The following is an 18,922-nucleotide window of genomic DNA, read 5'->3' as shown; positions in this document are numbered from 1 at the left end:
AACTGGGGCGGCTCCTTACAGTCAGTAATCCCTCTGCCCCTGCCGTGAGCGCCACCGTTTCCCTGCAGCAGCTCACCGACCAGCTCCAGGCGCTGGAAAGCCAGGCTGCAGCAGAGATCTCCACCGCCAGCACCGCTGCTGAACTGGAAGAACTTCGCGTGGGACTGCTCGGCAAGAAGGGGCGCCTTTCTGGCGTGCTTGGCGCTATGGGCAAGCTGCCTGGCGATGAGCGGCCCCTGATCGGCCAAAGGGCCAACGTGCTCAAAGAGCAGGTGCAGGCGCTCCTTGGCGAGCGGCTTACGGCAGTGAAAAGCGCAGCCATGGCCGAGCGTCTCGCCGGCGAAACCATTGACGTAACTGCGGCCTGCAGCTTCACGCCGCCTGGCCACCGCCACCCCTTAATCAGCACGATCGAGGAGATCGTCGACATCTTTGCCGGCCTGGGATATCGGGTATCGGAGGGGCCTGAGATCGAGAGCGATTACTACAACTTCACGGCCCTCAACATCCCCGAGCATCACCCCGCCCGGGACATGCAGGACACCTTTTATCTGGGCGATAGCCAACTGCTACGCACCCACACCTCGCCGGTGCAGATCCGCTACCTGGAGAACAACCCACCGCCAGTGCGGGTGATCGCCCCAGGGCGGGTGTATCGCCGCGACGCCGTGGATGCCACCCACTCGCCCGTGTTCCACCAGGTGGAGGTCCTGGCGATTGATGAGGGGTTGGACTTCAGCCACCTGCGCGGCACCGTCACGGCCTTCCTGCAGCAGTTTTTCGGCGACCTGCCAGTGCGCTTTCGGGCCAGCTACTTCCCCTTCACCGAACCCAGCGCCGAGGTGGATGTGCAGTGGCGTGGCCGCTGGCTGGAGGTGATGGGCTGCGGCATGGTCGACCCCGCCGTGCTCACCGGTATGGGCCTCGATCCAGAGCGCTGGAGCGGCTTCGCCGCTGGCCTGGGCGTCGAGCGCTTCTGCATGGTGCGCCACGGCATCGACGACATTCGCCGGCTCTACACCAGCGACCTGCGCTTCCTGGAGCAGTTTTAGTTGGGCGGTTTGATTGGAGCCCCATAAACTCGGGCAGCCCCTCGCTTCCCGATCGGTGCCCCGCGTCGGACTGATCGTGAATGACGGCAAGGACCTCGCCCTGTCCACCGCCGACACCATCGAGGCGCGCTTTACGGCGGCTGGCTATGGCGTGGTGCGGGTTAGCAGCTCCGGCGGCATGGTGGGTTTCGCCAACCCCGACCAGCACCTGCGCACCCGGGGCTATGCGGCCTGCGTGCCGGCCGGCTTCGACCGGGATCTAAGCCTGGCGGTGGTGCTGGGCGGCGACGGCACCGTGCTTTCAGCCGCCCGTCAAACGGCTCCGGTTGGCATCCCGATCCTCACCATCAATACGGGCCATCTGGGCTTTCTGGCGGAGGCCTACCTGCACCAGCTGGAGGGGGCCCTGGAGCAGGTGCTCTCCGGCGAGTGGACGGTGGAGGAGCGCACGATGCTGATCGTCAGCGTGATGCGCGGCGAGCAGCGGCGCTGGGAGGTGCTCTGCCTCAACGAAATGGCCTTGCACCGCGAGCCGCTCACCTCGATGTGCCACTTCGAAATCGCCATCGGCCGCCATGCGCCGGTCGATATCGCCGCCGACGGGGTGATCCTTGCCACCCCCACCGGCTCCACCGCCTACGCCCTCAGCGCCGGTGGACCGGTGATCACCCCGGACTGCCCGGTGCTGCAACTCACGCCGATCGCGCCCCATTCGCTGGCCTCGCGCGCCCTGGTGTTCAGCGACCGCGAGCCGGTGACGGTGTTTCCCGCCACGCCCGAGCGACTGATGATGGTGGTGGATGGCAGCGCTGGTTGTTACATCTGGCCGGAGGATCGAATCCTGGTGCGCCGCAGCGAGCAGCCCGTGCGCTTTGTGCGGCTGGCCAACCATGAGTTTTTCCAGGTGCTGCGCAACAAATTGGGTTGGGGCCTGCCCCACGTGGCCAAGCCCGGCAACGGCACGGCGCCATGAACTATTCCCAAATCCTGCTGCTGGGCCCGGAGGCCGAGGCCCTGGCGCCACGGCTGGAGGCTTCCGGCTACTCGTGCAGCAGGGAGCCTGTGCCGGCTGGGGCAACCCCAGATGCGGTGCTGCTCTCCAGCGGCGATTCGGGCCGCATCGCCTCCCTGCGAGAGCAGTGGGGCCCCATCCCCGTGCTGCTGGATGTGGGCGACGACACGGTGGAAGCGCGGGTCCACTGCCTCAGCTCAGGAGCAGACGACTTCTGGCTTTCGAGCCTCGGCCCCAGCGACCTCCTGATGCGGCTGCGATTGCATCTAGATCTCACAAGCAGCGCCAATGTGCCGGCCCAGCTACTGCAGGTGGGGGACCTGGTGCTGAATCCCAGCACCCGCCAAGTGAAACGGGGAGCGCGGCTCGTGGGCCTGACGGCCAGGGAATACCAGCTGCTGCTGCTGCTGCTGGAGCGCAAGGGCACTGTGGTGAGCCGGGAGTTGATCCTGCGCCAGGTATGGAACGATGAGCAGGCCAGCAACAGCAGCAGCAACGTGATTGAGGTGTATGTGCGCTACCTGCGCCAGAAGCTGGAGGAGGGCGGCGAACGACGGCTGATCCACACGATCCGCGGTCAGGGCTACTGCCTGAGCGAGCGGCTGCCCCAGCTGGAGACCTGCGAATGAGCGCCAGACGCGGCTGGGTGCTAGCCCTGCCTGGAGTGGCTGCCCTGCTGTGCGGCTTCACGCCGCCGCCGCCCCAATGGCTGCCGATCACGGCCCGCTGGTGCCTGGCGCCTGATCGCTGCATCGCCCTGGAGGTGGCCGACACCCCCGAAAAGCAAATCAAGGGACTGCAGCTGCGGCCAGCGCTAGCGCCATTGCGGGGCATGTGGTTCCCCTACAACCCGCCGTCTCTGGCGCGCTTCTGGATGCACCGCACCCCCGAACCCCTCGACATGTTGTTTGTGCAGGGCGGCCGGGTGGTGGCGATCGAAGCCCACACCAAACCCTGCCTGCACCTGCCCTGCCGCAGCTACGGCCCTGATCAGGAGGTGGACGGCGTGCTGGAGCTTGCCGCCGGCCAGGCCGCAGCCCAGGGCATCCAGGTGGGCACGGCGGTGCGGCTAGAGGCCATCAAGGCAGCCGCCCCGTCAGCACCAGCACGGGATTAAGCGGCGCCAGGCGGGTGCCATCGGCGAGGGGGGCACCGCGCCAGGCCTGGTGCTGGGCCAGCGCCACCTGGCAGCCCGCCTGCTCCAGCAGCGGCCGCAACTCCGCCAAGGCTTCCAGCGTGGCCAGGGGGATCACCACCACACCGCTGGGCCGCAGCCGCTGCAGCACCGCAGCCAGCACCGCCGCGCGCTCGCGGCCACCTCCGCCGATCAGCACCCGATCCGGATCGGGCAGCTCCGCCAGGGCTTCGGGGGCCCGGCCCTCGTGAATCCCCGCCGGACGCACCCCCAGCCGCTCGGCATTGGCTGCGATCAAAGCTGCAGAGCCGCCCCGCGCCTCCAAGGCCCAGAGCGCCAGGCCAGGCCGCAGCCGCAGCGCCTCGAGCCCCACCGAACCCACGCCGGCGCCGATATCCCAGAGCACGCCGCACTCGGGCAGCTCCAGATCGGCCAGCAGCTGAATGCGCACCTCCCGCTTGGTCATCAAGCCGGGGCGGTCGTTGTGCTGGAGGAACAGGCCGTCATCGAGGCCGAATAGGGGCAAGCCCTCCGGATCGGCGGGAGGCGCCGGCGGCTCAGCGATCAGCAGCACCAGATGCAGCGGATCGAAGTCGATCGGCAGCGGTGCTCCGGGGACCAGCCGCTGCAGCCGCTCCGCCGGATGGCCCAGGCGCTCGCACAGCCAGAAGGCATAGGCCGCCTCCAGGCCCGAGGCCGCCAGGATCCGCCGCACCTCCTCGGCGCCGCCCCGGCCCGGGTCGGTGAGCACCGCCAAGGCAGGTGGTCGCTTCTGCAAGGCGGCGGCCAGGGGTTCGGGGTCGCGGCCATGCAGGCTTATCCAGCTGGCGTCCTGCCAGGGGCGACCGAGGCGGGCAAAGGCCAGCTGCAGCGAGCAGGGGGCGGGATGAAAGCGCAGCTGGGCGGCCGGAAAGCGCTGCAGCAGCAGGCGGCCGATGCCAAACCAAAGCGGGTCGCCACTAGCGAGCAGCACCGCCGGCCGGCCCGCTCCCAATGCCTGCTCCAGCGGGCCGAAAATCTGCTCGGGCCGATCGCTGGCCAGGAGCTGGGGGCAGGGGTTCCCCGCCGGGATGCGGCCGGCCCCCTGTTCCTCCCGCCACCAGGGGCCAAGCTCCGCCAGCAAGCGCTGGGGGGCAAGCAGCAGCTGGGCAGCTCGCACCAAGGCGAGGCTGGGGGCCGGCAGCGCAGCCACCCCCCCGGCATCGGTGCCGACCACCTCCAACACGGCCTGCTGAGCCAGGGCGCCCCACGGTCACTGCAGCCATGATGGCCGGCCTGTGCCACCGGACCTTGCCATGAGCGACCGCCGCCAGCGCATCCACGACCTGGTGCTTGCCCTGCTAGCCCAGCAAAACGACCTGGAGCTGCTGGCCGGCGACGGCACGGGCCTGCCCAGCGGCGATCCCGGCAATTGGATCGAACGCAACCGCCGCGTGGTGCAGCGTTATCAGGCCCTGGTGCGCTCGGCCGTAACCCTCGACGCCCTAGTGGATCAGGAGGTGAATGGCGGTTTCCAGGCGCCAGCGAACCAGGCCTACTGATCGGCTCTGCTCAATCCCGATCACCAGTCCAACACCAAAATCCGCCTAAACTGCTCTCAGGGTCGGACTCGAGGTAGCTGAAACCATGAAAGTGACCGTTGAACTTTCGGATGCTGAGATGACCGAAATCCTGGAGCTCACCGGCGAGCGCAAGAAGGGGCCCGCCATCCGCCGCCTGATGGAGGAGGCCCTGCAGCAGCACCGTCGCGCCCAGATCGCTAAGCGATTTCTCATCGGCGAGTGGGGCGTCGAGCTGGAGAGCTACGAGGCCGACCAGGGGCGCGAGCGCCAACGGAACCAGGAGTTCGCTGCATGACCCTGCTGCTCGACACCAGCCTGTGGATCGACTTCACCCGTACCCGGAGCCCGGCCCCCCTCAAACAGTTCATCGCGCCCTTCGTCCTCGACCCTGAGGCCCACCTGGCGGAACCGGTGCGTTTTGAGATGCTGCGTTCAGCCCGTCCAGACGAAACCCGCCAACTGAAAGCCCAGTTCGACACCCTGCCCACGCTCTCCACCCCTGCAGATTTGTGGCAGCGGGCGATCGACCTGGGCCAGGCCTGCCGCCAGATCGGTCAGACGGTTCTCAGCCTCGACCTCCTGGTGGCCGCCGTGGCTCTGCACCACAACGCGTTGCTGGTGAGTTTCGATGCCGATTTCGAAGCCATCGCCTCGGTGAGTGAGCTGCGCCTGCAGCGCCTTGAACGCCCTGCCTGACCCATTCGAAGCCTTTACGTTCATCTAGCCATCGCTTCTTCCTGCCATCTTCTGCTCACACCACTTCCGTTAGAGCCCCTGCAGGAAGCCCAGTCCCAGCCGCCAGCGACCTCTGACAAGCTGGACGCACCTTTTCTGGCCCCATGGCGCGCTTCGGCCTTTCAGCCCTCACATCGCTGCTGAAGGGCAACGGGGCTCCCACCGCTGGCAGCAGTAGCTGGAGCCGGGCCTTTGGCCTGGGTTGGGAGCAGCCCTACACGGTGCGCTACGCCAGCAACCTCGACGACGGTCCCAACCACGGCATGCCCTTGGGGGGCTTCGGCGCCGGCTGCATCGGCCGCGCCCCCGATGGCTCCTTCAACCTTTGGCACCTCGATGGCGGCGAGCACTGGTTTGGCAACTTGCCCGACTGCCAGTTCGCCCTGTTTGAAACCGACGGCGACCAGAGCCGCGCCCATGCCCTAGCGGTGAAGCCAGAGGTCGATGCCTCCAGGCCCGCAGCCGGCGAACCCCTGAGCGCCTGGAGCTGGTATCCCGCCAGTAGCGCCAAGCAGCGCACCGGCACCTACGCCGCCCGCTACCCGATCAGCAGCACCCAGTACACGGGTGTGTTCCAAGCCGAGGTGAGCTGCGAAGCCTTCAGTCCGATCTTGCCGGGCGACTACCAGCGCACCAGCTACCCGGTGGCGGTGTTCGTCTGGACCCTCACCAACCCCACCAACCGCCCCCTCGACCTCTCCCTGCTGCTGAGCTGGCGCAACACCACGGGCTGGTTCACCAACACAGATCCCACAGCAGCAGTCACGTTTCGAGATGACGGCAGCCCGGAGCACAACTACGTGCCCGCGATCGGCCGCAGCAAGGGCCACCGCAATACCTGGGTGGAGCACCCGGGGCTTAAGGGGGTGCTGCTTGATGGTGAGCGCGCCACCCCCCTCGCCGAGGGCCAGGGCCAGTGGTGCATCGCCACCGCCGACCACCTCGAAGTGCAGCGCTGCAGCCGTTGGGATCCCAGCGGCAGTGGCGCTGAGCTGTGGGAGCCCTTCGCCCGCGACGGCTCGATTCCTGATAGCAACAACGACCGCCGCAGTGGCGATAGCGACCCTGCCAGCGCCGCCCTGGCGGTGAAGTGCTGCCTGGAGCCGGGGGCCAGCATCGAGATTCCCCTGGTGATCAGCTGGGATCTGCCGGTCACGGCCTTCGCCACCGGCAGCCGCGCCCTGCGCCGCTACAGCGATTTTTTTGGCGGAGAGGCCGGTGGCGATAGCGGCACCAGCGCCGCCGCCATCGCCGCCGAGGCTCTTCGCGACTGGCGCGACTGGCGCGTCCAGATCGAGGCCTGGCAAAAGCCGGTGCTGGAGCGCGGCGATCTGCCCGAACCGCTGCGGATGGCCCTGTTCAACGAGCTCTACGACCTAGCCAGTGGCGGCAGCCTCTGGACCGCCGCTGCTGCAGGCGATCCGGTGGGTCAGTTTGGAGTGCTGGAGTGCCTCGACTACGCCTGGTACGAAAGCCTGGACGTACGGCTTTACGGCTCCTTTGCCCTGCTGCAGCTCTGGCCCGAGCTCGACAAGGCCGTCCTGCGCAGCTTCGCCCGCGCCATCCCCGCTGCCGATTCCACGCTGCGGCCGATCGGCTGGTACTTCACCCAGGGCAAGGGCCGGGTGGAGGCCGCCCGCAAACTGGCCGGCGCCACCCCCCACGACCTGGGTGCCCCCAACGAGCGGCCCTTTGAGGCCACCAATTACACCGCCTATCAAGACTGCAATCTCTGGAAAGACCTGGCCAGCGACTATGTGCTGCAGGTGTGGCGCACCTACAAGCTCGCCCCCAGCGGCCCAGACCTTGGCTTCCTGGCCGAGTGCTGGCCAGCGGCAGTCCAGGCCCTCACCTACCTCAAAACCTTCGACGTCAACAACGACGGCCTGCCCGACAACGGCGGAGCCCCCGACCAAACCTTCGACGACTGGCCGCTCAAGGGCGTGAGCGCCTACTGCGGCGCCCTCTGGATCGCCGCCCTGGAGGCGGGGCTAGCGATCGCCCAGCAGCTGCAACTGGAGCTAGGGCTAGACACCAGCGGCGAACAGCGCCAACTGGGCGGCTGGCTGGAGCAGTCGCGCGCCAACTTCGACCTGCTGCTCTGGAACGGCGAGTTTTACAAAATCGACGCCGAGAGCGGCACGCCGGTGGTGATGGCAGACCAGCTCTGCGGCGACTTCTACGCCCGCCTGCTGGGACTGCCCGCCGTGGTGGCTGATGAGCGCGCCAGCAGTGCGCTCAAAGCGATTAAGGAGTCGTGCTTTGAGGGTTTCCAGGGGGGCAGGATTGGCGTGGCCAATGGCCTGCGCCGCGATGGCACCCCGCTCGATCCCAACGGCACCCATCCCCTTGAGGTGTGGACCGGCATCAACTTCGGCCTGGCGGCCTACTACCGCCTAATGGGAGAAACCAGCACGGCCTTTGCCATCACCGGCGCCGTGGTGGAGCAGGTGTACAGCGGCGGCCTGCAGTTCCGCACCCCCGAGGCGATCACTGGCGTGAACACCTTCCGGGCCTGCCACTACCTGCGCGCCATGGCGATCTGGGCCCTGTGGGCCACCCACACCAACTGGCAAGCGATTCCAGGCGCCGAGCGCCAACCATGAAAAGCCTGCTTTCGCTGCTACTGGCACCCTTGCTGGCGCTAGGGCTCTGGCTGAGCCTGGCCACACCACCGGCCCAGGCCCTGGTGCACGCCCACAACGATGAAAACGGCACCCCGGTGGTGCGCAGCCTCGAGAGCCTGCGCGACCTCGACTACCAGAGCTGGCAGGTGGTGGCTTACCGCGAAGGACCCCCAGGCGGCCCCCTGAAGCTGCGCATCGTGGGCTACCCAGGCAAGGTGCGGCTAGACCACCCCACATCTCTGCAGGTGCGCAGCGGCCACTTCCGCTGGGAGCTGGCCGATGTGACCCTGGCCAATCCCCAGCTGGCGGGTGATGGCCGCGCCGCCGCCGCCGAGTTTGATCTGGCCCCCCTGCTGGCCGACCTGCACCAAGACCGGCCCCTGCGCCTGGTGTTGCCGGGGGTGTTTGTGGAGCTGCCGGTGCCGCCATTTGTGGTGGCGGAATGGCGCAGCCTGCCCAGCGCTGCTGGATGAGCCAGTGATGCCCTCCACGGCGCCCTGGCTTCCCTGGATGCAACGGGCCCTGCAGCTAGCTGAGCTGGGCGCCGGACGCACCAGCCCCAACCCCCTGGTGGGAGCGGTGGTGCTCGATGCCGGCGGCTCGCTGGTAGGGGAGGGCTATCACGCCCGGGCCGGCGAACCCCACGCCGAGGTGGGCGCCCTGGCCCAGGCGGGCGAGCGAGCCCGCGGCGGCACCCTGGTGGTGACCCTGGAGCCCTGCTGCCACCACGGCCGCACCCCCCCCTGCAGTCAGGCGGTGATAGCCGCCGGCATCGCCAGGGTGGTGGTGGCCATGGCCGATCCCAACCCCCAGGTGGCTGGGGGCGGCCTAGCCCAGCTGCGGACGGCGGGCATCGAGGTGATCACCGGCGTAGCCGAGGCCGAGGCCCGCTGCCTCAACCGGGCCTTCATTCACCGCATCAGCAGCGGCCGCCCCTTGGCCATCCTCAAGTGGGCCATGGGAATCGATGGCCGCACCGCCCTGAGCAATGGCGCCAGCCAGTGGATCAGTGGCCCCGAGGCCCGCGCCTGGGTGCACCAGCTGCGGGCCGGCTGCGATGCGGTGATAGTTGGCGGCGGCACCGTGCGAGCCGACGACCCCCTGCTCACCAGCCGCGGCCAACGGCAGCCCGAGCCGCTGCGGGTGGTGCTCAGCCGCCGCCTGGAGCTCCCCGCCGAGGCCAAGCTCTGGGATCAGAGCACCGCCGCCACCCTGGTGGTGCATGGGCCAGAGGCTCCAGCCGCGGCCGCAGCCGCCCTGGATAAACGCGGCGTGCCCCGACTGGAGCTAGTGGGCTGCAGCCCCCGACTGCTGCTGGAGGCCTTGGCGCTGCGGGGCTGCAACCAGGTGCTCTGGGAATGCGGCCCCGAACTGGCCGCCGCCGCTTTAGCCGAGGGCTGCGTGCAGGAGCTGGCCGCCGTGATCGCCCCGAAGCTGATGGGCGGCCAGCCGGCCCGCACCCCCCTTGGTGAGCTGGGTTTTACATCTATGGCCCAGGTGCGGAGCTGGCAGGCTCAAGCGCCCCAGCGCCTGGGCAGCGATCTGCTCTGGCAACTCAGCTCACCTGCAGACCTGGAGCCATGATCGCCGCAAACCTGCCCTTTGATCTGCAGATTCCCCTGGCGGGAGTGTTGCTGGCCCTAGGCACTTGGCTGCTGCTGGGCCGGCTCGGCAGGCGCTGGCGCAGCGGCTCCCTGGGGCAAGCCCTGCTACTCAGCGGGCGAGTCAGCCTGGCGGGCACTGTGTTGCTCAGCAGTGCGGGCTGGTGGCTGGCTGGCCTGGAGGTGCGCAATCTGCTGCTCACCATCGGCGTGATTTGGACCCTGCTGCGCTGGCGCGGCGAACTCAAACAACGCACCGAGCACTACGCCGCCCAGTTGCTGCCACACCTATCCAGCAAGGACCAGTTGTTCCTGTTCGACGTGCTCGACAAGCTGCTGACCACAGCAGCCCTGTTGGTGGTGCTGGTAATGGCCCTCGATCTGCTGGGTGTATCGGCGGGAGTGCTGATCACCGCAGGAGGCTTTGGAGCAGCGGCCCTGGGCTTCGGCGCCCGCACAATTGTGGAAAACGGCCTCAGTGGCTTGAGTCTCTACATCAACCGCCCCTTCGTACTCGGCGACACCATCAACCTGCCCGGCCTGAATTTGCTGGGAATAGTGGAGCAAGTGGGCTGGTTTTACACCGAGCTGCGCGATCCCGAACGCCAGCGCATTTATGTACCGAATGGGGTGTTCACCAGCCAAGCAATCCAAAACCTGGCCCAGATCGACAACCGCCGCATCTGGATCGAATTCGGCCTCAGCTACGCCGACAGGGAGCGAGTCGCCACGATCACCCAAAACCTGGAGCAGCGCCTCTCAAGCTTGCCCGGCCTAGACCCGGCCAAGGATCAGCTAGCCCACTTCGTTGGTTACGGCGAGTCCAGCCTCCAGCTGCGCCTGCTCTGCTACGCCGCCAGCAGCGATATCCACGCTGCCTGGGCCCTGCGGCAGCAAGCCCTCCTGTTGATCGGCGAGGTGGTGGAGCAGGCCGGTGGCTCAATGCCCTTCCCCACCAGGCTGCTCATACGAGCTCCGGATGCAAAGGATCACCCTTGAATGGCCCCTGCACCTGGGATGTGATCCAGCCGCCATAGAAGCCGCCGGGCTGGGGCCGCACGGGTTCACCATCCAGCCAGCACCCGTCCATCAAGGCCGGGTACACCGCAAACCAACCGGCCAAAGCAGCAAAGGCCTTGGTGGGTTCGGGGTAGGTCCACACCGCCCGCCGCAGCCGGCGCTCGGCCGGGCCACCTCCATCAAGCACCACATCGAAGTAGCGCGCCACCCCCTTCCACTCGCAAAAACTGGCTCCGCTGCTGGGCAAAAGCAGCTCCTGGCGCACCGCCTCAGGCGGCAGGTAGTAGGTGGGTGGGTGAAAGGTTTCCAGCACCCTCAAACTGCGCCGGCTCTCGGCCAGAAGCTGGCCAAGGGCCTCAACCCGCACCAGCTGGCTGCTCTCAACCAGGGCCGGTGGGCGGGGGTAGGCGCCTACCTGCTCAGGGGCTGCCATCAGGAATAGATGAAATTGCGCAAACGCCGGCCTTCAGCACCAGCCCGCTCCTGCAGCTCCGCATCGCTGAGGCTGGACTCCTGACGCTGCTGCGCGGCGATCACATCAGCCTCCTCAAGGGCATAGCCAGCGCCGCGGGCCAACTCCAGGAAGTCCTGCAGCTCCAAGGGCTCCGCCAGCTGGGTCGCCAGCTGGGGCGATTGGCGGGCATGCGCCATAAAGGCATCGAGGCGCTCGAGGCTCACAGGTCCAGTTCCAACTGCGGTTGGTCTAGCGCCATCGCTGCCCCATCGGCCTGCCAGTCGCCCCCATCCCAGGGCAGCAGCAGCGGTTCGAGGGCCCGCAGGCCATGGCCATCGGTGGGCTCGAGCCAGGCCTGCTCCAGGCCGTTGGGAATCACCACCGGCATGCGCCGGTGAATAGGCGCCAGCAGGGCATTGGGGGCGGTGGTGAGCACGCAGCAGCTATCGAGCTCGCTGCCATCGGGGCCGATCCAGCGCTCCCAGAGGCCGGCAAGCCAAAACAGATCGCCATCGCGGCGGCGCAGCCACTGGCCCTGCTCCCAAAAAGCATCAGCAGGAATCAGGCAGCGGCGATGGCGCCAGGCGGCGCGAAAGCTGGGCTTGAAGGCCACCGTCTCAGCGCGGGCATGCAGGCTGCGGTGGGCGGTGGCGGGATCCTTGACCCAGTCGGGCAGCAGCCCCCAAAGGGCTAGCCCCACCTGCAGCTGGCCATTTTCCTGGCGCTGGATCAGCAGGGGTTCGCCGGGAAGCACTTGCGAGCGCGGCGCGTAGTGGGCCGCCAGACCGGGCGGCAGGGGACCCTGCAAACGGGGCTGCAGGCGATCGAAGTCGGCGCAGAGGGAGTAGCGACCACACATAGCTGAATTGGGTCCTCGTTCGGTTCTCCCAACCCGCCGCCGAAACGGCCAGGGGACCACAGCCCTAGTTTGGGTGCACCTTTGGCTGCCGCACCATGGCGATCCGCCAGGACGACAACCGCCCTAACCGCCGCTTCGGAATCATCAACCTGGTGTTGATCGGTTTTGGTGTGCTGCTGCTGTTCAGCAACTTCCTGCCCAATCCAGCCGCCCAGGTGCCGCGGGTGCCCTATTCCCTGTTCATCGACCAGGTGAACGGCAGCAACGTCAAACGGGCCTACATCACCTCAGACCAGATCCGCTACGAGCTCAAGGAGCCCGAGGAGGAGGGGGCCCCCACCGTGCTCTCCACCACGCCGATCTTCGACATGGATCTGCCCCAGCGGCTCGAGTCGCACGGGGTTGAGTTCGCCGCCGCGCCCCCCCAGAAGCCCAGCTTCCTCACCACCGCCTTGAGCTGGGTGGTGCCGCCGCTGATCTTCATCCTGGTGCTGCAGTTCTTCGCCCGCCGCCAGATGGGCGGTGGCGCCCAGGGAGCTTTGAGCTTCACCAAGAGCAAGGCCAAGGTTTACGTGCCCGATGAGGAATCGCGGGTCACCTTTGCCGACGTTGCTGGCGTGGATGAGGCCAAGGCCGAGCTGGCAGAGATCGTTGACTTCCTCAAAAAACCCGAGCGCTACGCCGCTATCGGCGCCCGCATTCCCAAAGGTGTGCTGCTGGTGGGCCCTCCCGGCACGGGCAAAACCCTGCTCTCCAAGGCCGTTGCAGGTGAGGCCGGCGTGGCCTTCTTCATTATTTCCGGCTCCGAATTCGTGGAGCTGTTCGTTGGTGCCGGCGCCGCACGAGTGCGCGATCTATTCGAAGAAGCCAAGAAAAAAGCGCCTTGCATCATCTTTATCGACGAGCTCGATGCCATCGGTAAGAGCCGTTCGGGTTCGATGGGTGTGGTCGGCGGCAACGACGAACGCGAGCAGACCCTCAACCAGCTGCTCACAGAGATGGATGGCTTTGCCGGCCAGGACAAGCCGGTGATCGTGCTGGCAGCCACCAACCAGCCCGAAACCCTTGATGCTGCGCTGCTGAGGCCAGGTCGTTTCGACCGCCAGGTGCTGGTGGATCGCCCCGACCTGTCTGGTCGCAAGCTAATTCTGGAGATCTACGCCAAGAAGGTGAAGCTCTCCAGCGCCGTCGACCTCGACAAAATTGCCCAGGCCACCAGCGGCTTTGCCGGCGCCGACCTGGCCAACCTCGTGAACGAAGCGGCCCTGCTCGCCGCCCGCTCCTATCGCACCGAGGTGGAGCAAGGCGACCTCAACGAGGCGATTGAGCGCGTGGTTGCTGGTCTGGAGAAGAAGAGCCGGGTGCTGCAGCCTGATGAGAAAAAAGTGGTGGCTTATCACGAAGTTGGCCACGCGATCGTGGGGCACCTGATGCCCGGCGGCAGCAAGGTGGCCAAGATCTCGATCGTGCCCCGCGGCATGAGCGCCTTGGGCTACACCCTGCAGCTGCCCACCGAAGAGCGCTTCCTAAATTCCAAGGAAGACCTTGAAGGTCAAATTGCCACCTTGCTGGGCGGCCGCAGCGCTGAAGAGGTGGTGTTTGGTGAGGTCACAACCGGCGCCGCCAACGACCTGCAACGCGCCACCGACATTGCCGAGCAGATGGTGGGCACCTTCGGCATGAGCGAAACCCTCGGCCCCCTGGCCTACGACAAGCAGGGCGGCAGCCGCTTCCTCGGCGGCAACAACAACCCCCGCCGAGTGGTGAGTGACGCCACGGCCCAAGCTATCGATAAGGAGGTTCGCGCCCTTGTCGACAACGCCCACAACAAGGCGCTGGCGATCCTTAACCACAACCGGGGGCTGCTCGAATCGATCTCCGAGAAGATCCTCGAAAAGGAGGTGATCGAAGGTGACGACCTCAAGGAGCTGCTGGCAAGCAGCGTCATGCCCTAGGAGTTGAGCCATGGCTGCCATCAGTGCCTATCCACCCCTGGCAGAGCTGCGCGGGCGGGACCTGCTCTCCTCGTCCGACCTCAACGGCGAACAGACCCAGGCCCTGCTGCAGCTGGCTGCCGACCTAAAGGCCGGCAGCAGCAGTTTCGATTTAGGCGGCAAAACCCTCGGACTGATCTTCAGCAAGGCCTCCACCCGCACTCGGGTGAGTTTCTCGGTGGCCATGGCCAGGCTTGGTGGTCAAACCATCGATCTCAATCCCCAGGTGAGCCAGGTAGGCCGCGGTGAGCCGGTGGCAGACACGGCGCGGGTGCTGAGCCGCTACGTGGATGCCCTGGCGATCCGCACCTTCGCCCAGGGCGAGCTCGAGGAGTACGCCCACTGGGCCACGATCCCGGTGATCAATGCCCTAACCGACCTGGAGCACCCCTGCCAGGCCCTCGCCGACTACCTGACGCTGCAGGAGGTCTTCGGAGCAGTGAAGGGCCTGACCCTCAGCTACGTGGGCGACGGCAACAACGTGGCCCACTCGTTGATGCTCTGCGGCGCCCTGCTCGGCGTGAATGTGCGCATCGGCTGCCCGGTGGGATTTGAACCCGATGCAGCCGTGCTTGAGCAGGCACGCCTCCTAGCGGCGGCTCGCGGGTCCGAGGTGGTGGTGCTGCACGAGCCGGTGGCTGCCGTGCGCGGCGCCCACGCCCTCTACACAGATGTGTGGGCCTCGATGGGCCAGGAGGAGGAAAAGGCAGAGCGGCAAAGGGCCTTCGCCGGCTGGTGCCTCAACGAAGAGCTGGTGGCAGAAGCAGATCCAAGCGCAATCGTGCTGCACTGCCTGCCGGCATATCGCGGCCTGGAAATCAGCGCCGGCGCCATGGAGGGCAGCTCCAGCCGCATATTTGACCAGGCCGAAAACCGCCTCCACGCCCAACAAGCCCTGCTGGCAGCCCTACTCGGCGGCACCTGAGCTGGACAAACAAGCCGCGAGGCGGTACATCTGTATTAGCGACGTAGCGTCCGTGACCCATCCCAGCAACAACCAGGTCCAGCAAGAGCTCTCCTCTGCCCAGCAAGAGCTATATGACTGGCTTAGCGACTACATCGGCAGCAACCGCCACAGCCCCTCGATCCGCCAAATGATGGAAGCGATGGGGCTGCGCTCTCCGGCGCCGATCCAGAGCCGCCTGCGCCACCTGCAGCAGAAGGGCTGGATCACCTGGCAAGAGGGCCAAGCCCGCACCCTGCAGCTCCTGGGCGGCATGGCCAGCGGCATCCCAGTGCTCGGCGCCGTGGCCGCCGGCGGCTTGGTTGAAACCTTCGACGACATCCAGGAGCGCCTCGACCTAGCTCCCGTGCTCGATACCCGCGGCCTTTTTGCCCTCACCGTGAATGGCGATTCAATGGTGGACGCCCACATCGCCGACGGGGACGTAGTGCTGCTCGAGCCCGTCAGCGACCCGAGCCGGCTCAAAGCAGGCACGATCGTCAGCGCCCTGGTGCCGGGCAGTGGCACCACCTTGAAGCACTTCCACCGCAGAGGCGCCACGGTGACCCTGGAAGCAGCCAACCCCGCCTATGCCCCAATTGTGCTCCCCGCCGACCAGGTAACGGTGCAGGGCAAGCTAGTGGCCGTCTGGCGCCAGGTCTAAACGGATGGCGTTGTAAGCTCAGTGCGCGCCAGGCAAGGCCACAAGCCAAGCGGAATGACCAGCATTCCGTTGCCACTGCGTCCTATAGGGGCCATAGCTCAGCTGGTAGAGCACCTGCATGGCATGCAGGGGGTCAGCGGTTCGAATCCGCTTGGCTCCATTCCGTCAGACTCCTTGCGCTGCAAGGGGTCTTTTTTGTAGGCCAGGGGGTCGCTGGCATGCCCGGCGGGGCCGAAAAGCGTAAAATCAAGCTCAAAACTGAGGCAAGCGACGGCCCCGAATGGGTCCGGATCGGAATGGTTCGGCTGCTCAGGCGAGGGAGCACGCGATGGCATTGCAGTGCTCCTCCAGCTGACTGATCCGCGCCAGCAGCTCCGGGAAGCTCGGGAACTCACCGCGCAGCATCCCTGAGTCAGCCATGGCCGTGTAGTCAGACTCCAGGGCCTGCCGGGCGGCATCGGTCGGGACCAGCTGCAGGTTGCCGCTGAGGGCGTATAGGTAGTCGATGGGCTGCTCATCGGCATCCGTGGCACGCCAGAAATCCTCCTTTTGCCGAGCCACTTCTGCGGTGAGGAGGCCATCGCGAACGGCCGCCTCCGCGATGCCTGCCCGGGCCAGGCGATCAAGGTCATACCAGTGCCGTGAATAACGGTCGCCCTCACCGCTGCCCCAACGGCCTCTTCGGCAGGAGACATGGATCGCCGCGGCCTTCTCCAGGAACGTGCGCTTCGGGTCCATCACCAGTGGCCTGGCAGTCGGGAAATCGAGCATGGCCAGTTGGGCGGCTGCCTCGCAGGTGATGGGCATCGGCCCATGCGGTTCGCCGGTGGAATGGGCACCGAACTCCAGCAGCACCGTTGGCCGCACGTAGCCGTAGGTGCCCTCAGGCGGCGGGGTCAGCGGTGGGTAGTTGAGAACGATGGTGGGTGGCTGCCGGCGCCTTAGTTCCGCCGCTTTGAGCGTCAGCTTCACCGGGATGCCTGCGGCCGAGACAGCCCCTTGAAGCAGTGGCATGGGGATCTCCCTTACCCATTGCTTGAGCTTGCTGTCGGCGGCCTTACGGCGCCTTTCGGCCTGGCTTGGATTGACTGCCGGCGCCAGGTCGACATCCGGCCAGAGGTGCTGAATGTTGACGGTGAGGTCAACGTCCTCCGAGAAGCGGTCAATCAACCCATGGGCCTTGGAGAGCGAGGTTCCGCCCTTGAAGGTGAGGCTCTGCAGGAGTTGCTGATCTGTGCCAAGGATCTGCAGGGCCCAAACCACCCAGATGTCCTTCTCAAGCAGATAGGCAGGCCAGCCGGATTCGGCAGCAGCCACCGCCAAGGCTTCCTTCTGATCCTCTGCGGAAAGAGCAAACCAGGACTCAGCCACGAACCTCCAGCGGTCCCTGATCTTGTTCACTGAGCAGCTCCGCCAGCCACAAGGGCAGCTCAGCGCTGACGGAGAGCAGGGCTTCCCATTCTTTAGGAGGCAGCACGGTTCGGAGCTTCGGCAGAACTGCTAAGGCCTGATCAGGGCCGAGCCAGGTCAGGGCGCGGATGGCCTGGCCGGCAGGGCGATCGGCCAGCAGGAAGTTCCAGGCGGCTGCCGTACGGATGGTGACCTGCTGCTTGCCGAATACATAGCGCTTCTGGCTCCGGCTGCGGGACAGATAGATCTGCTGTACGGGCATCTGGGTGGTGAGGCCAAGGGCATTGGCAGCGGCGGCACCACTGCTCACCAACTGCTGAACGCCCTCCTGGTTGAGCCAGCCCATCACCGCCTCCGGCGCCGGTGGTCTGGTGCCAAAGCGACTGCAAACGGGCAGGGCGTAACGGCCGCGGGTGATCTTCACAAGCTTGCCCCGGGCCGCCAGGCGCCGCAGGGCCTGGTCCACCGCATCGCGCTTGCCCAGCGCCAGGAACTGCTTGGCAGCCAGCAGGAATCCCTCAGGGCACTTGCCTGCCGCTTCAAGGATCTGCTCGCTCAGCACGGTCTTCTCTCTCGGAACAGCCTTCTCGCTCGGAACAGCCATGACGCCTGGATAGGTCCTGTTATGTCCTGGGATGTCAGGAGCCTACACAAGTTTCTGACACCCTGTCTACAGAGCTTTTGCCATCGCCTCCGTGAGACCGGTGCTCTTGACTTGGCCGTCGACGCGCTCCGGGGCAGGTGATTGGGGTGGAGGGAAGAAGGGGCCCTCCATCGGCGTCCAGCGAGCGGGCGGGCCGTAGCGCAAGACCTAGCGCAAAAAAGCGCAAAACCGATGCATCCAGAGACATCCACTTGACCACAGATCTTGTCCAGATCGACTGCAATGCAATGGCTTTACCAGTGGCGATCAGGGGGCTCGAAGGGTGGCATTTATTGCATGGCATGCAGGAGTTCAGCCCTGGGTTTTTTGATGTTTGGCCGATGAGCTGCCGGGGGGCAACCCACTAGCTCAATTAAGAAGTTCAGCTAGAGCTGCCACCGTGGCGGGTCAAAGATTGGGGGAAGGAGTAGTCCTTTTCCCGAAATAGTGCTAGGCAAGCTTCCACCACAGCGCCATCGAACAGGGTATTTTTGCCCGCACTGACCACCTCCAGCTCCTCAACCAATCCCTTGGCAAAGCGATAGGGACGCTTGGTAGTCTTCGCTTCTACTGTGTCGGCCACCGCCAGAATCCTGCCTCGAGAATGATTGCGTCACCCTCAAGCCCTTGAAGGTAGTCGCTGCCATCGAGGCGCTCGTGGTGCTGACGCACCGCATTAGCCACCGGCCAGGGAAAATCAATTTCACTAAGCACCTCATATCCCACCTCCCCATGGCTCTTTATCAGAGCCATTTCCCAAACAGACAAGGCGGTGGGCTTGGTCAATAACTCTGCGGGAATTGCAATTTTGCCAATGTCGTGCACAAGTGCAGAAATGCGCAAACCCTCCATGGTGCTGGCATCTAGGCCCAGCACTCGACCAATCGCCTCGGCAAGATCTGCCACTCGGTGAGTATGCCCAGTGGTATATAGCTTCGCCAACCGAATAGACATTGCTTACAAATTTCACCGCCAATCTCCCACAACTTCAAGCCCACAATTTCAGCAGAAGGATAACCAAGTAGATCGTAGAGTTAGGGAGACTCTGGAAAACCCAGCCTATCTGCGCGAAAATGAGCCTGTAACCGCAGGCCAGGACTGGGTTGATGGGCGGCAAGCAGCTTGGCTTCTCGGATTACGAGCTCACAACAGCCAAGAAGCAGACCAAACGGGAGAAGTTTCTCTCTGAGATGGAGGTGGTGGTGCCATGG

At 65.9% G+C, this 18,922-nt stretch carries 22 protein-coding genes, 1 tRNA gene and 1 pseudogene; 16 read left to right on the top strand and 8 right to left on the bottom strand.

Translation table 11 applies throughout. From position 1 onward, the window contains the following. Positions 1 to 44: 44 nt before the first annotated feature. The 4 genes from pheS to KBY83_RS05425 are packed head-to-tail and all read left to right on the top strand — an operon-like array spanning position 45 to position 3,181. Positions 45 to 1,052 (top strand): phenylalanine--tRNA ligase subunit alpha, encoded by a 1,008-nt coding sequence (gene pheS / locus KBY83_RS05440; RefSeq protein ID WP_106502230.1) that lies wholly within the window; start codon positions 45 to 47, stop codon positions 1,050 to 1,052. A gap of 55 nt (positions 1,053 to 1,107) precedes the next feature. Further along, the gene (locus tag KBY83_RS05435) at positions 1,108 to 2,025 is read left to right on the top strand and encodes an NAD(+) kinase (RefSeq protein ID WP_106502380.1); all 918 of its coding nucleotides are present in this window, start codon (positions 1,108 to 1,110) and stop codon (positions 2,023 to 2,025) included. Beyond that, positions 2,022 to 2,693: a response regulator transcription factor gene (locus KBY83_RS05430; protein WP_255018648.1), complete on the top strand. Its 672-nt coding sequence runs from the start codon at positions 2,022 to 2,024 to the stop codon at positions 2,691 to 2,693. Before KBY83_RS05435 ends, KBY83_RS05430 begins: the two co-directional genes overlap by 4 nt. Further along, positions 2,690 to 3,181, top strand: a complete 492-nt coding sequence (locus KBY83_RS05425; RefSeq protein ID WP_106502232.1) for a DUF192 domain-containing protein — start codon at positions 2,690 to 2,692, stop codon at positions 3,179 to 3,181. Before KBY83_RS05430 ends, KBY83_RS05425 begins: the two co-directional genes overlap by 4 nt. Here the strand turns inward: KBY83_RS05425 and cbiE are convergent. Then, positions 3,144 to 4,424 carry a precorrin-6y C5,15-methyltransferase (decarboxylating) subunit CbiE gene (gene cbiE / locus KBY83_RS05420; RefSeq protein ID WP_255018647.1) on the bottom strand — a complete coding sequence of 427 codons (1,281 nt, stop codon included), beginning with the start codon at positions 4,422 to 4,424 and terminating at the stop codon, positions 3,144 to 3,146. The genes KBY83_RS05425 and cbiE overlap by 38 nt on opposite strands. A 70-nt stretch (positions 4,425 to 4,494) precedes the next feature. Here cbiE and KBY83_RS05415 point away from each other — a divergent pair, with 70 nt between their 5' ends. The 7 genes from KBY83_RS05415 (at position 4,495) to KBY83_RS05385 (ending at position 10,723) form a co-directional block, all read left to right on the top strand. After that, positions 4,495 to 4,740 (top strand): hypothetical protein, encoded by a 246-nt coding sequence (locus KBY83_RS05415; protein WP_254959730.1) that lies wholly within the window; start codon positions 4,495 to 4,497, stop codon positions 4,738 to 4,740. An 85-nt stretch (positions 4,741 to 4,825) separates the two neighbouring features. Further along, entirely contained in the window at positions 4,826 to 5,056 is a 231-nt protein-coding gene (locus KBY83_RS05410; RefSeq protein WP_255018646.1) for a hypothetical protein, read from the top strand. After that, a complete protein-coding gene (locus KBY83_RS05405; protein ID WP_255018645.1) occupies positions 5,053 to 5,457 on the top strand; it encodes a PIN domain nuclease in 405 nt (134 codons plus the stop codon). The genes KBY83_RS05410 and KBY83_RS05405 overlap by 4 nt, the downstream gene beginning before the upstream one ends. Before the next feature lie 143 nt (positions 5,458 to 5,600). Next, on the top strand, positions 5,601 to 8,102 hold the full coding sequence (locus KBY83_RS05400; RefSeq protein ID WP_255018644.1) for a GH116 family glycosyl hydrolase: 2,502 nt from the start codon (positions 5,601 to 5,603) through the stop codon (positions 8,100 to 8,102). Continuing rightward, positions 8,099 to 8,596: a DUF3122 domain-containing protein gene (locus KBY83_RS05395; protein WP_255018643.1), complete on the top strand. Its 498-nt coding sequence runs from the start codon at positions 8,099 to 8,101 to the stop codon at positions 8,594 to 8,596. Before KBY83_RS05400 ends, KBY83_RS05395 begins: the two co-directional genes overlap by 4 nt. Positions 8,597 to 8,603: 7 nt before the next feature. After that, positions 8,604 to 9,707, top strand: a complete 1,104-nt coding sequence (gene ribD / locus KBY83_RS05390) for a bifunctional diaminohydroxyphosphoribosylaminopyrimidine deaminase/5-amino-6-(5-phosphoribosylamino)uracil reductase RibD (RefSeq protein ID WP_255018642.1) — start codon at positions 8,604 to 8,606, stop codon at positions 9,705 to 9,707. After that, positions 9,704 to 10,723 carry a mechanosensitive ion channel family protein gene (locus KBY83_RS05385; RefSeq protein WP_255018641.1) on the top strand — a complete coding sequence of 340 codons (1,020 nt, stop codon included), beginning with the start codon at positions 9,704 to 9,706 and terminating at the stop codon, positions 10,721 to 10,723. Before ribD ends, KBY83_RS05385 begins: the two co-directional genes overlap by 4 nt. Here the strand turns inward: KBY83_RS05385 and KBY83_RS05380 are convergent. Genes KBY83_RS05380 through KBY83_RS05370 form a run of 3 tightly spaced genes read right to left on the bottom strand, consistent with a single transcriptional unit; the run spans position 10,689 to position 12,057 of the window. After that, entirely contained in the window at positions 10,689 to 11,177 is a 489-nt protein-coding gene (locus tag KBY83_RS05380) for a DUF427 domain-containing protein (RefSeq protein ID WP_255018640.1), read from the bottom strand. The two genes, KBY83_RS05385 and KBY83_RS05380, sit on opposite strands and share 35 nt — an antisense overlap. After that, entirely contained in the window at positions 11,177 to 11,422 is a 246-nt protein-coding gene (locus tag KBY83_RS05375; protein ID WP_255018639.1) for a Nif11-like leader peptide family RiPP precursor, read from the bottom strand. The genes KBY83_RS05380 and KBY83_RS05375 overlap by 1 nt, the downstream gene beginning before the upstream one ends. Further along, positions 11,419 to 12,057, bottom strand: coding sequence for an SOS response-associated peptidase (locus tag KBY83_RS05370; protein ID WP_255018638.1), 639 nt, complete (start codon positions 12,055 to 12,057; stop codon positions 11,419 to 11,421). Before KBY83_RS05370 ends, KBY83_RS05375 begins: the two co-directional genes overlap by 4 nt. Positions 12,058 to 12,152: 95 nt before the next feature. On the opposite strand from KBY83_RS05370, the gene ftsH reads away from it, so the two are divergent. The 4 genes from ftsH to KBY83_RS05350 all read left to right on the top strand — a co-directional run bounded on the left by ftsH (position 12,153) and on the right by KBY83_RS05350 (position 15,818). Further along, entirely contained in the window at positions 12,153 to 14,012 is a 1,860-nt protein-coding gene (gene ftsH, locus KBY83_RS05365) for an ATP-dependent zinc metalloprotease FtsH (RefSeq protein WP_255018637.1), read from the top strand. A 10-nt stretch (positions 14,013 to 14,022) separates the two neighbouring features. After that, a complete protein-coding gene (gene argF / locus KBY83_RS05360) occupies positions 14,023 to 14,976 on the top strand; it encodes an ornithine carbamoyltransferase (RefSeq protein ID WP_255018636.1) in 954 nt (317 codons plus the stop codon). 52 nt (positions 14,977 to 15,028) lie between these two features. Continuing rightward, positions 15,029 to 15,658 (top strand): transcriptional repressor LexA, encoded by a 630-nt coding sequence (gene lexA / locus KBY83_RS05355; RefSeq protein WP_255018635.1) that lies wholly within the window; start codon positions 15,029 to 15,031, stop codon positions 15,656 to 15,658. An 87-nt stretch (positions 15,659 to 15,745) separates the two neighbouring features. Then, positions 15,746 to 15,818: transfer RNA gene (locus tag KBY83_RS05350), tRNA-Ala, on the top strand. A gap of 149 nt (positions 15,819 to 15,967) precedes the next feature. Here KBY83_RS05350 and KBY83_RS05345 read toward each other — a convergent pair. From KBY83_RS05345 to KBY83_RS05330, 4 genes are all read right to left on the bottom strand, one after another. Then, positions 15,968 to 17,029: a nucleotidyl transferase AbiEii/AbiGii toxin family protein gene (locus KBY83_RS05345; protein WP_255018634.1), complete on the bottom strand. Its 1,062-nt coding sequence runs from the start codon at positions 17,027 to 17,029 to the stop codon at positions 15,968 to 15,970. After that, on the bottom strand, positions 17,022 to 17,672 hold the full coding sequence (locus tag KBY83_RS05340) for a DUF6088 family protein (RefSeq protein ID WP_255018633.1): 651 nt from the start codon (positions 17,670 to 17,672) through the stop codon (positions 17,022 to 17,024). The genes KBY83_RS05345 and KBY83_RS05340 overlap by 8 nt, the downstream gene beginning before the upstream one ends. 421 nt (positions 17,673 to 18,093) lie before the next feature. Further along, the gene (locus tag KBY83_RS05335; RefSeq protein ID WP_255018632.1) at positions 18,094 to 18,294 is read right to left on the bottom strand and encodes a hypothetical protein; all 201 of its coding nucleotides are present in this window, start codon (positions 18,292 to 18,294) and stop codon (positions 18,094 to 18,096) included. Next, positions 18,279 to 18,665: an HD-GYP domain-containing protein gene (locus KBY83_RS05330; protein ID WP_255018631.1), complete on the bottom strand. Its 387-nt coding sequence runs from the start codon at positions 18,663 to 18,665 to the stop codon at positions 18,279 to 18,281. Before KBY83_RS05330 ends, KBY83_RS05335 begins: the two co-directional genes overlap by 16 nt. A gap of 152 nt (positions 18,666 to 18,817) precedes the next feature. On the opposite strand from KBY83_RS05330, the pseudogene KBY83_RS05325 reads away from it, so the two are divergent. Further along, positions 18,818 to 18,922: pseudogene (locus KBY83_RS05325) on the top strand (IS5/IS1182 family transposase); the annotation flags it as partial.

The organism is Cyanobium sp. WKJ7-Wakatipu (assembly GCF_024345355.1).
In the GTDB taxonomy this organism is placed as follows: domain Bacteria; phylum Cyanobacteriota; class Cyanobacteriia; order PCC-6307; family Cyanobiaceae; genus Cyanobium_A; species Cyanobium_A usitatum.
Note: the sequence above shows the minus strand (reverse complement) of the source record. Positions and strands in the feature narration are given on the sequence as shown.

What these genes read in the sequence shown, in the direction of transcription:
- KBY83_RS05430 (WP_255018648.1), top strand. Translation starts at nt 2,022, where the DNA reads ATGAACTATTCCCAAATCCTGCTGCTGGGCCCGGAGGCCGAGGCCCTG.
- KBY83_RS05425 (WP_106502232.1), top strand. Translation starts at nt 2,690, where the DNA reads ATGAGCGCCAGACGCGGCTGGGTGCTAGCCCTGCCTGGAGTGGCTGCC.
- KBY83_RS05415 (WP_254959730.1), top strand. Translation starts at nt 4,495, where the DNA reads ATGAGCGACCGCCGCCAGCGCATCCACGACCTGGTGCTTGCCCTGCTA.
- KBY83_RS05410 (WP_255018646.1), top strand. Translation starts at nt 4,826, where the DNA reads ATGAAAGTGACCGTTGAACTTTCGGATGCTGAGATGACCGAAATCCTG.
- KBY83_RS05405 (WP_255018645.1), top strand. Translation starts at nt 5,053, where the DNA reads ATGACCCTGCTGCTCGACACCAGCCTGTGGATCGACTTCACCCGTACC.
- KBY83_RS05400 (WP_255018644.1), top strand. Translation starts at nt 5,601, where the DNA reads ATGGCGCGCTTCGGCCTTTCAGCCCTCACATCGCTGCTGAAGGGCAAC.
- KBY83_RS05395 (WP_255018643.1), top strand. Translation starts at nt 8,099, where the DNA reads ATGAAAAGCCTGCTTTCGCTGCTACTGGCACCCTTGCTGGCGCTAGGG.
- ribD (WP_255018642.1), top strand. Translation starts at nt 8,604, where the DNA reads ATGCCCTCCACGGCGCCCTGGCTTCCCTGGATGCAACGGGCCCTGCAG.
- KBY83_RS05385 (WP_255018641.1), top strand. Translation starts at nt 9,704, where the DNA reads ATGATCGCCGCAAACCTGCCCTTTGATCTGCAGATTCCCCTGGCGGGA.
- KBY83_RS05380 (WP_255018640.1), bottom strand. Translation starts at nt 11,177, where the DNA reads ATGGCAGCCCCTGAGCAGGTAGGCGCCTACCCCCGCCCACCGGCCCTG.
- KBY83_RS05370 (WP_255018638.1), bottom strand. Translation starts at nt 12,057, where the DNA reads ATGTGTGGTCGCTACTCCCTCTGCGCCGACTTCGATCGCCTGCAGCCC.
- ftsH (WP_255018637.1), top strand. Translation starts at nt 12,153, where the DNA reads ATGGCGATCCGCCAGGACGACAACCGCCCTAACCGCCGCTTCGGAATC.
- argF (WP_255018636.1), top strand. Translation starts at nt 14,023, where the DNA reads ATGGCTGCCATCAGTGCCTATCCACCCCTGGCAGAGCTGCGCGGGCGG.
- KBY83_RS05340 (WP_255018633.1), bottom strand. Translation starts at nt 17,672, where the DNA reads ATGGCTGTTCCGAGCGAGAAGGCTGTTCCGAGAGAGAAGACCGTGCTG.
- KBY83_RS05330 (WP_255018631.1), bottom strand. Translation starts at nt 18,665, where the DNA reads ATGTCTATTCGGTTGGCGAAGCTATATACCACTGGGCATACTCACCGA.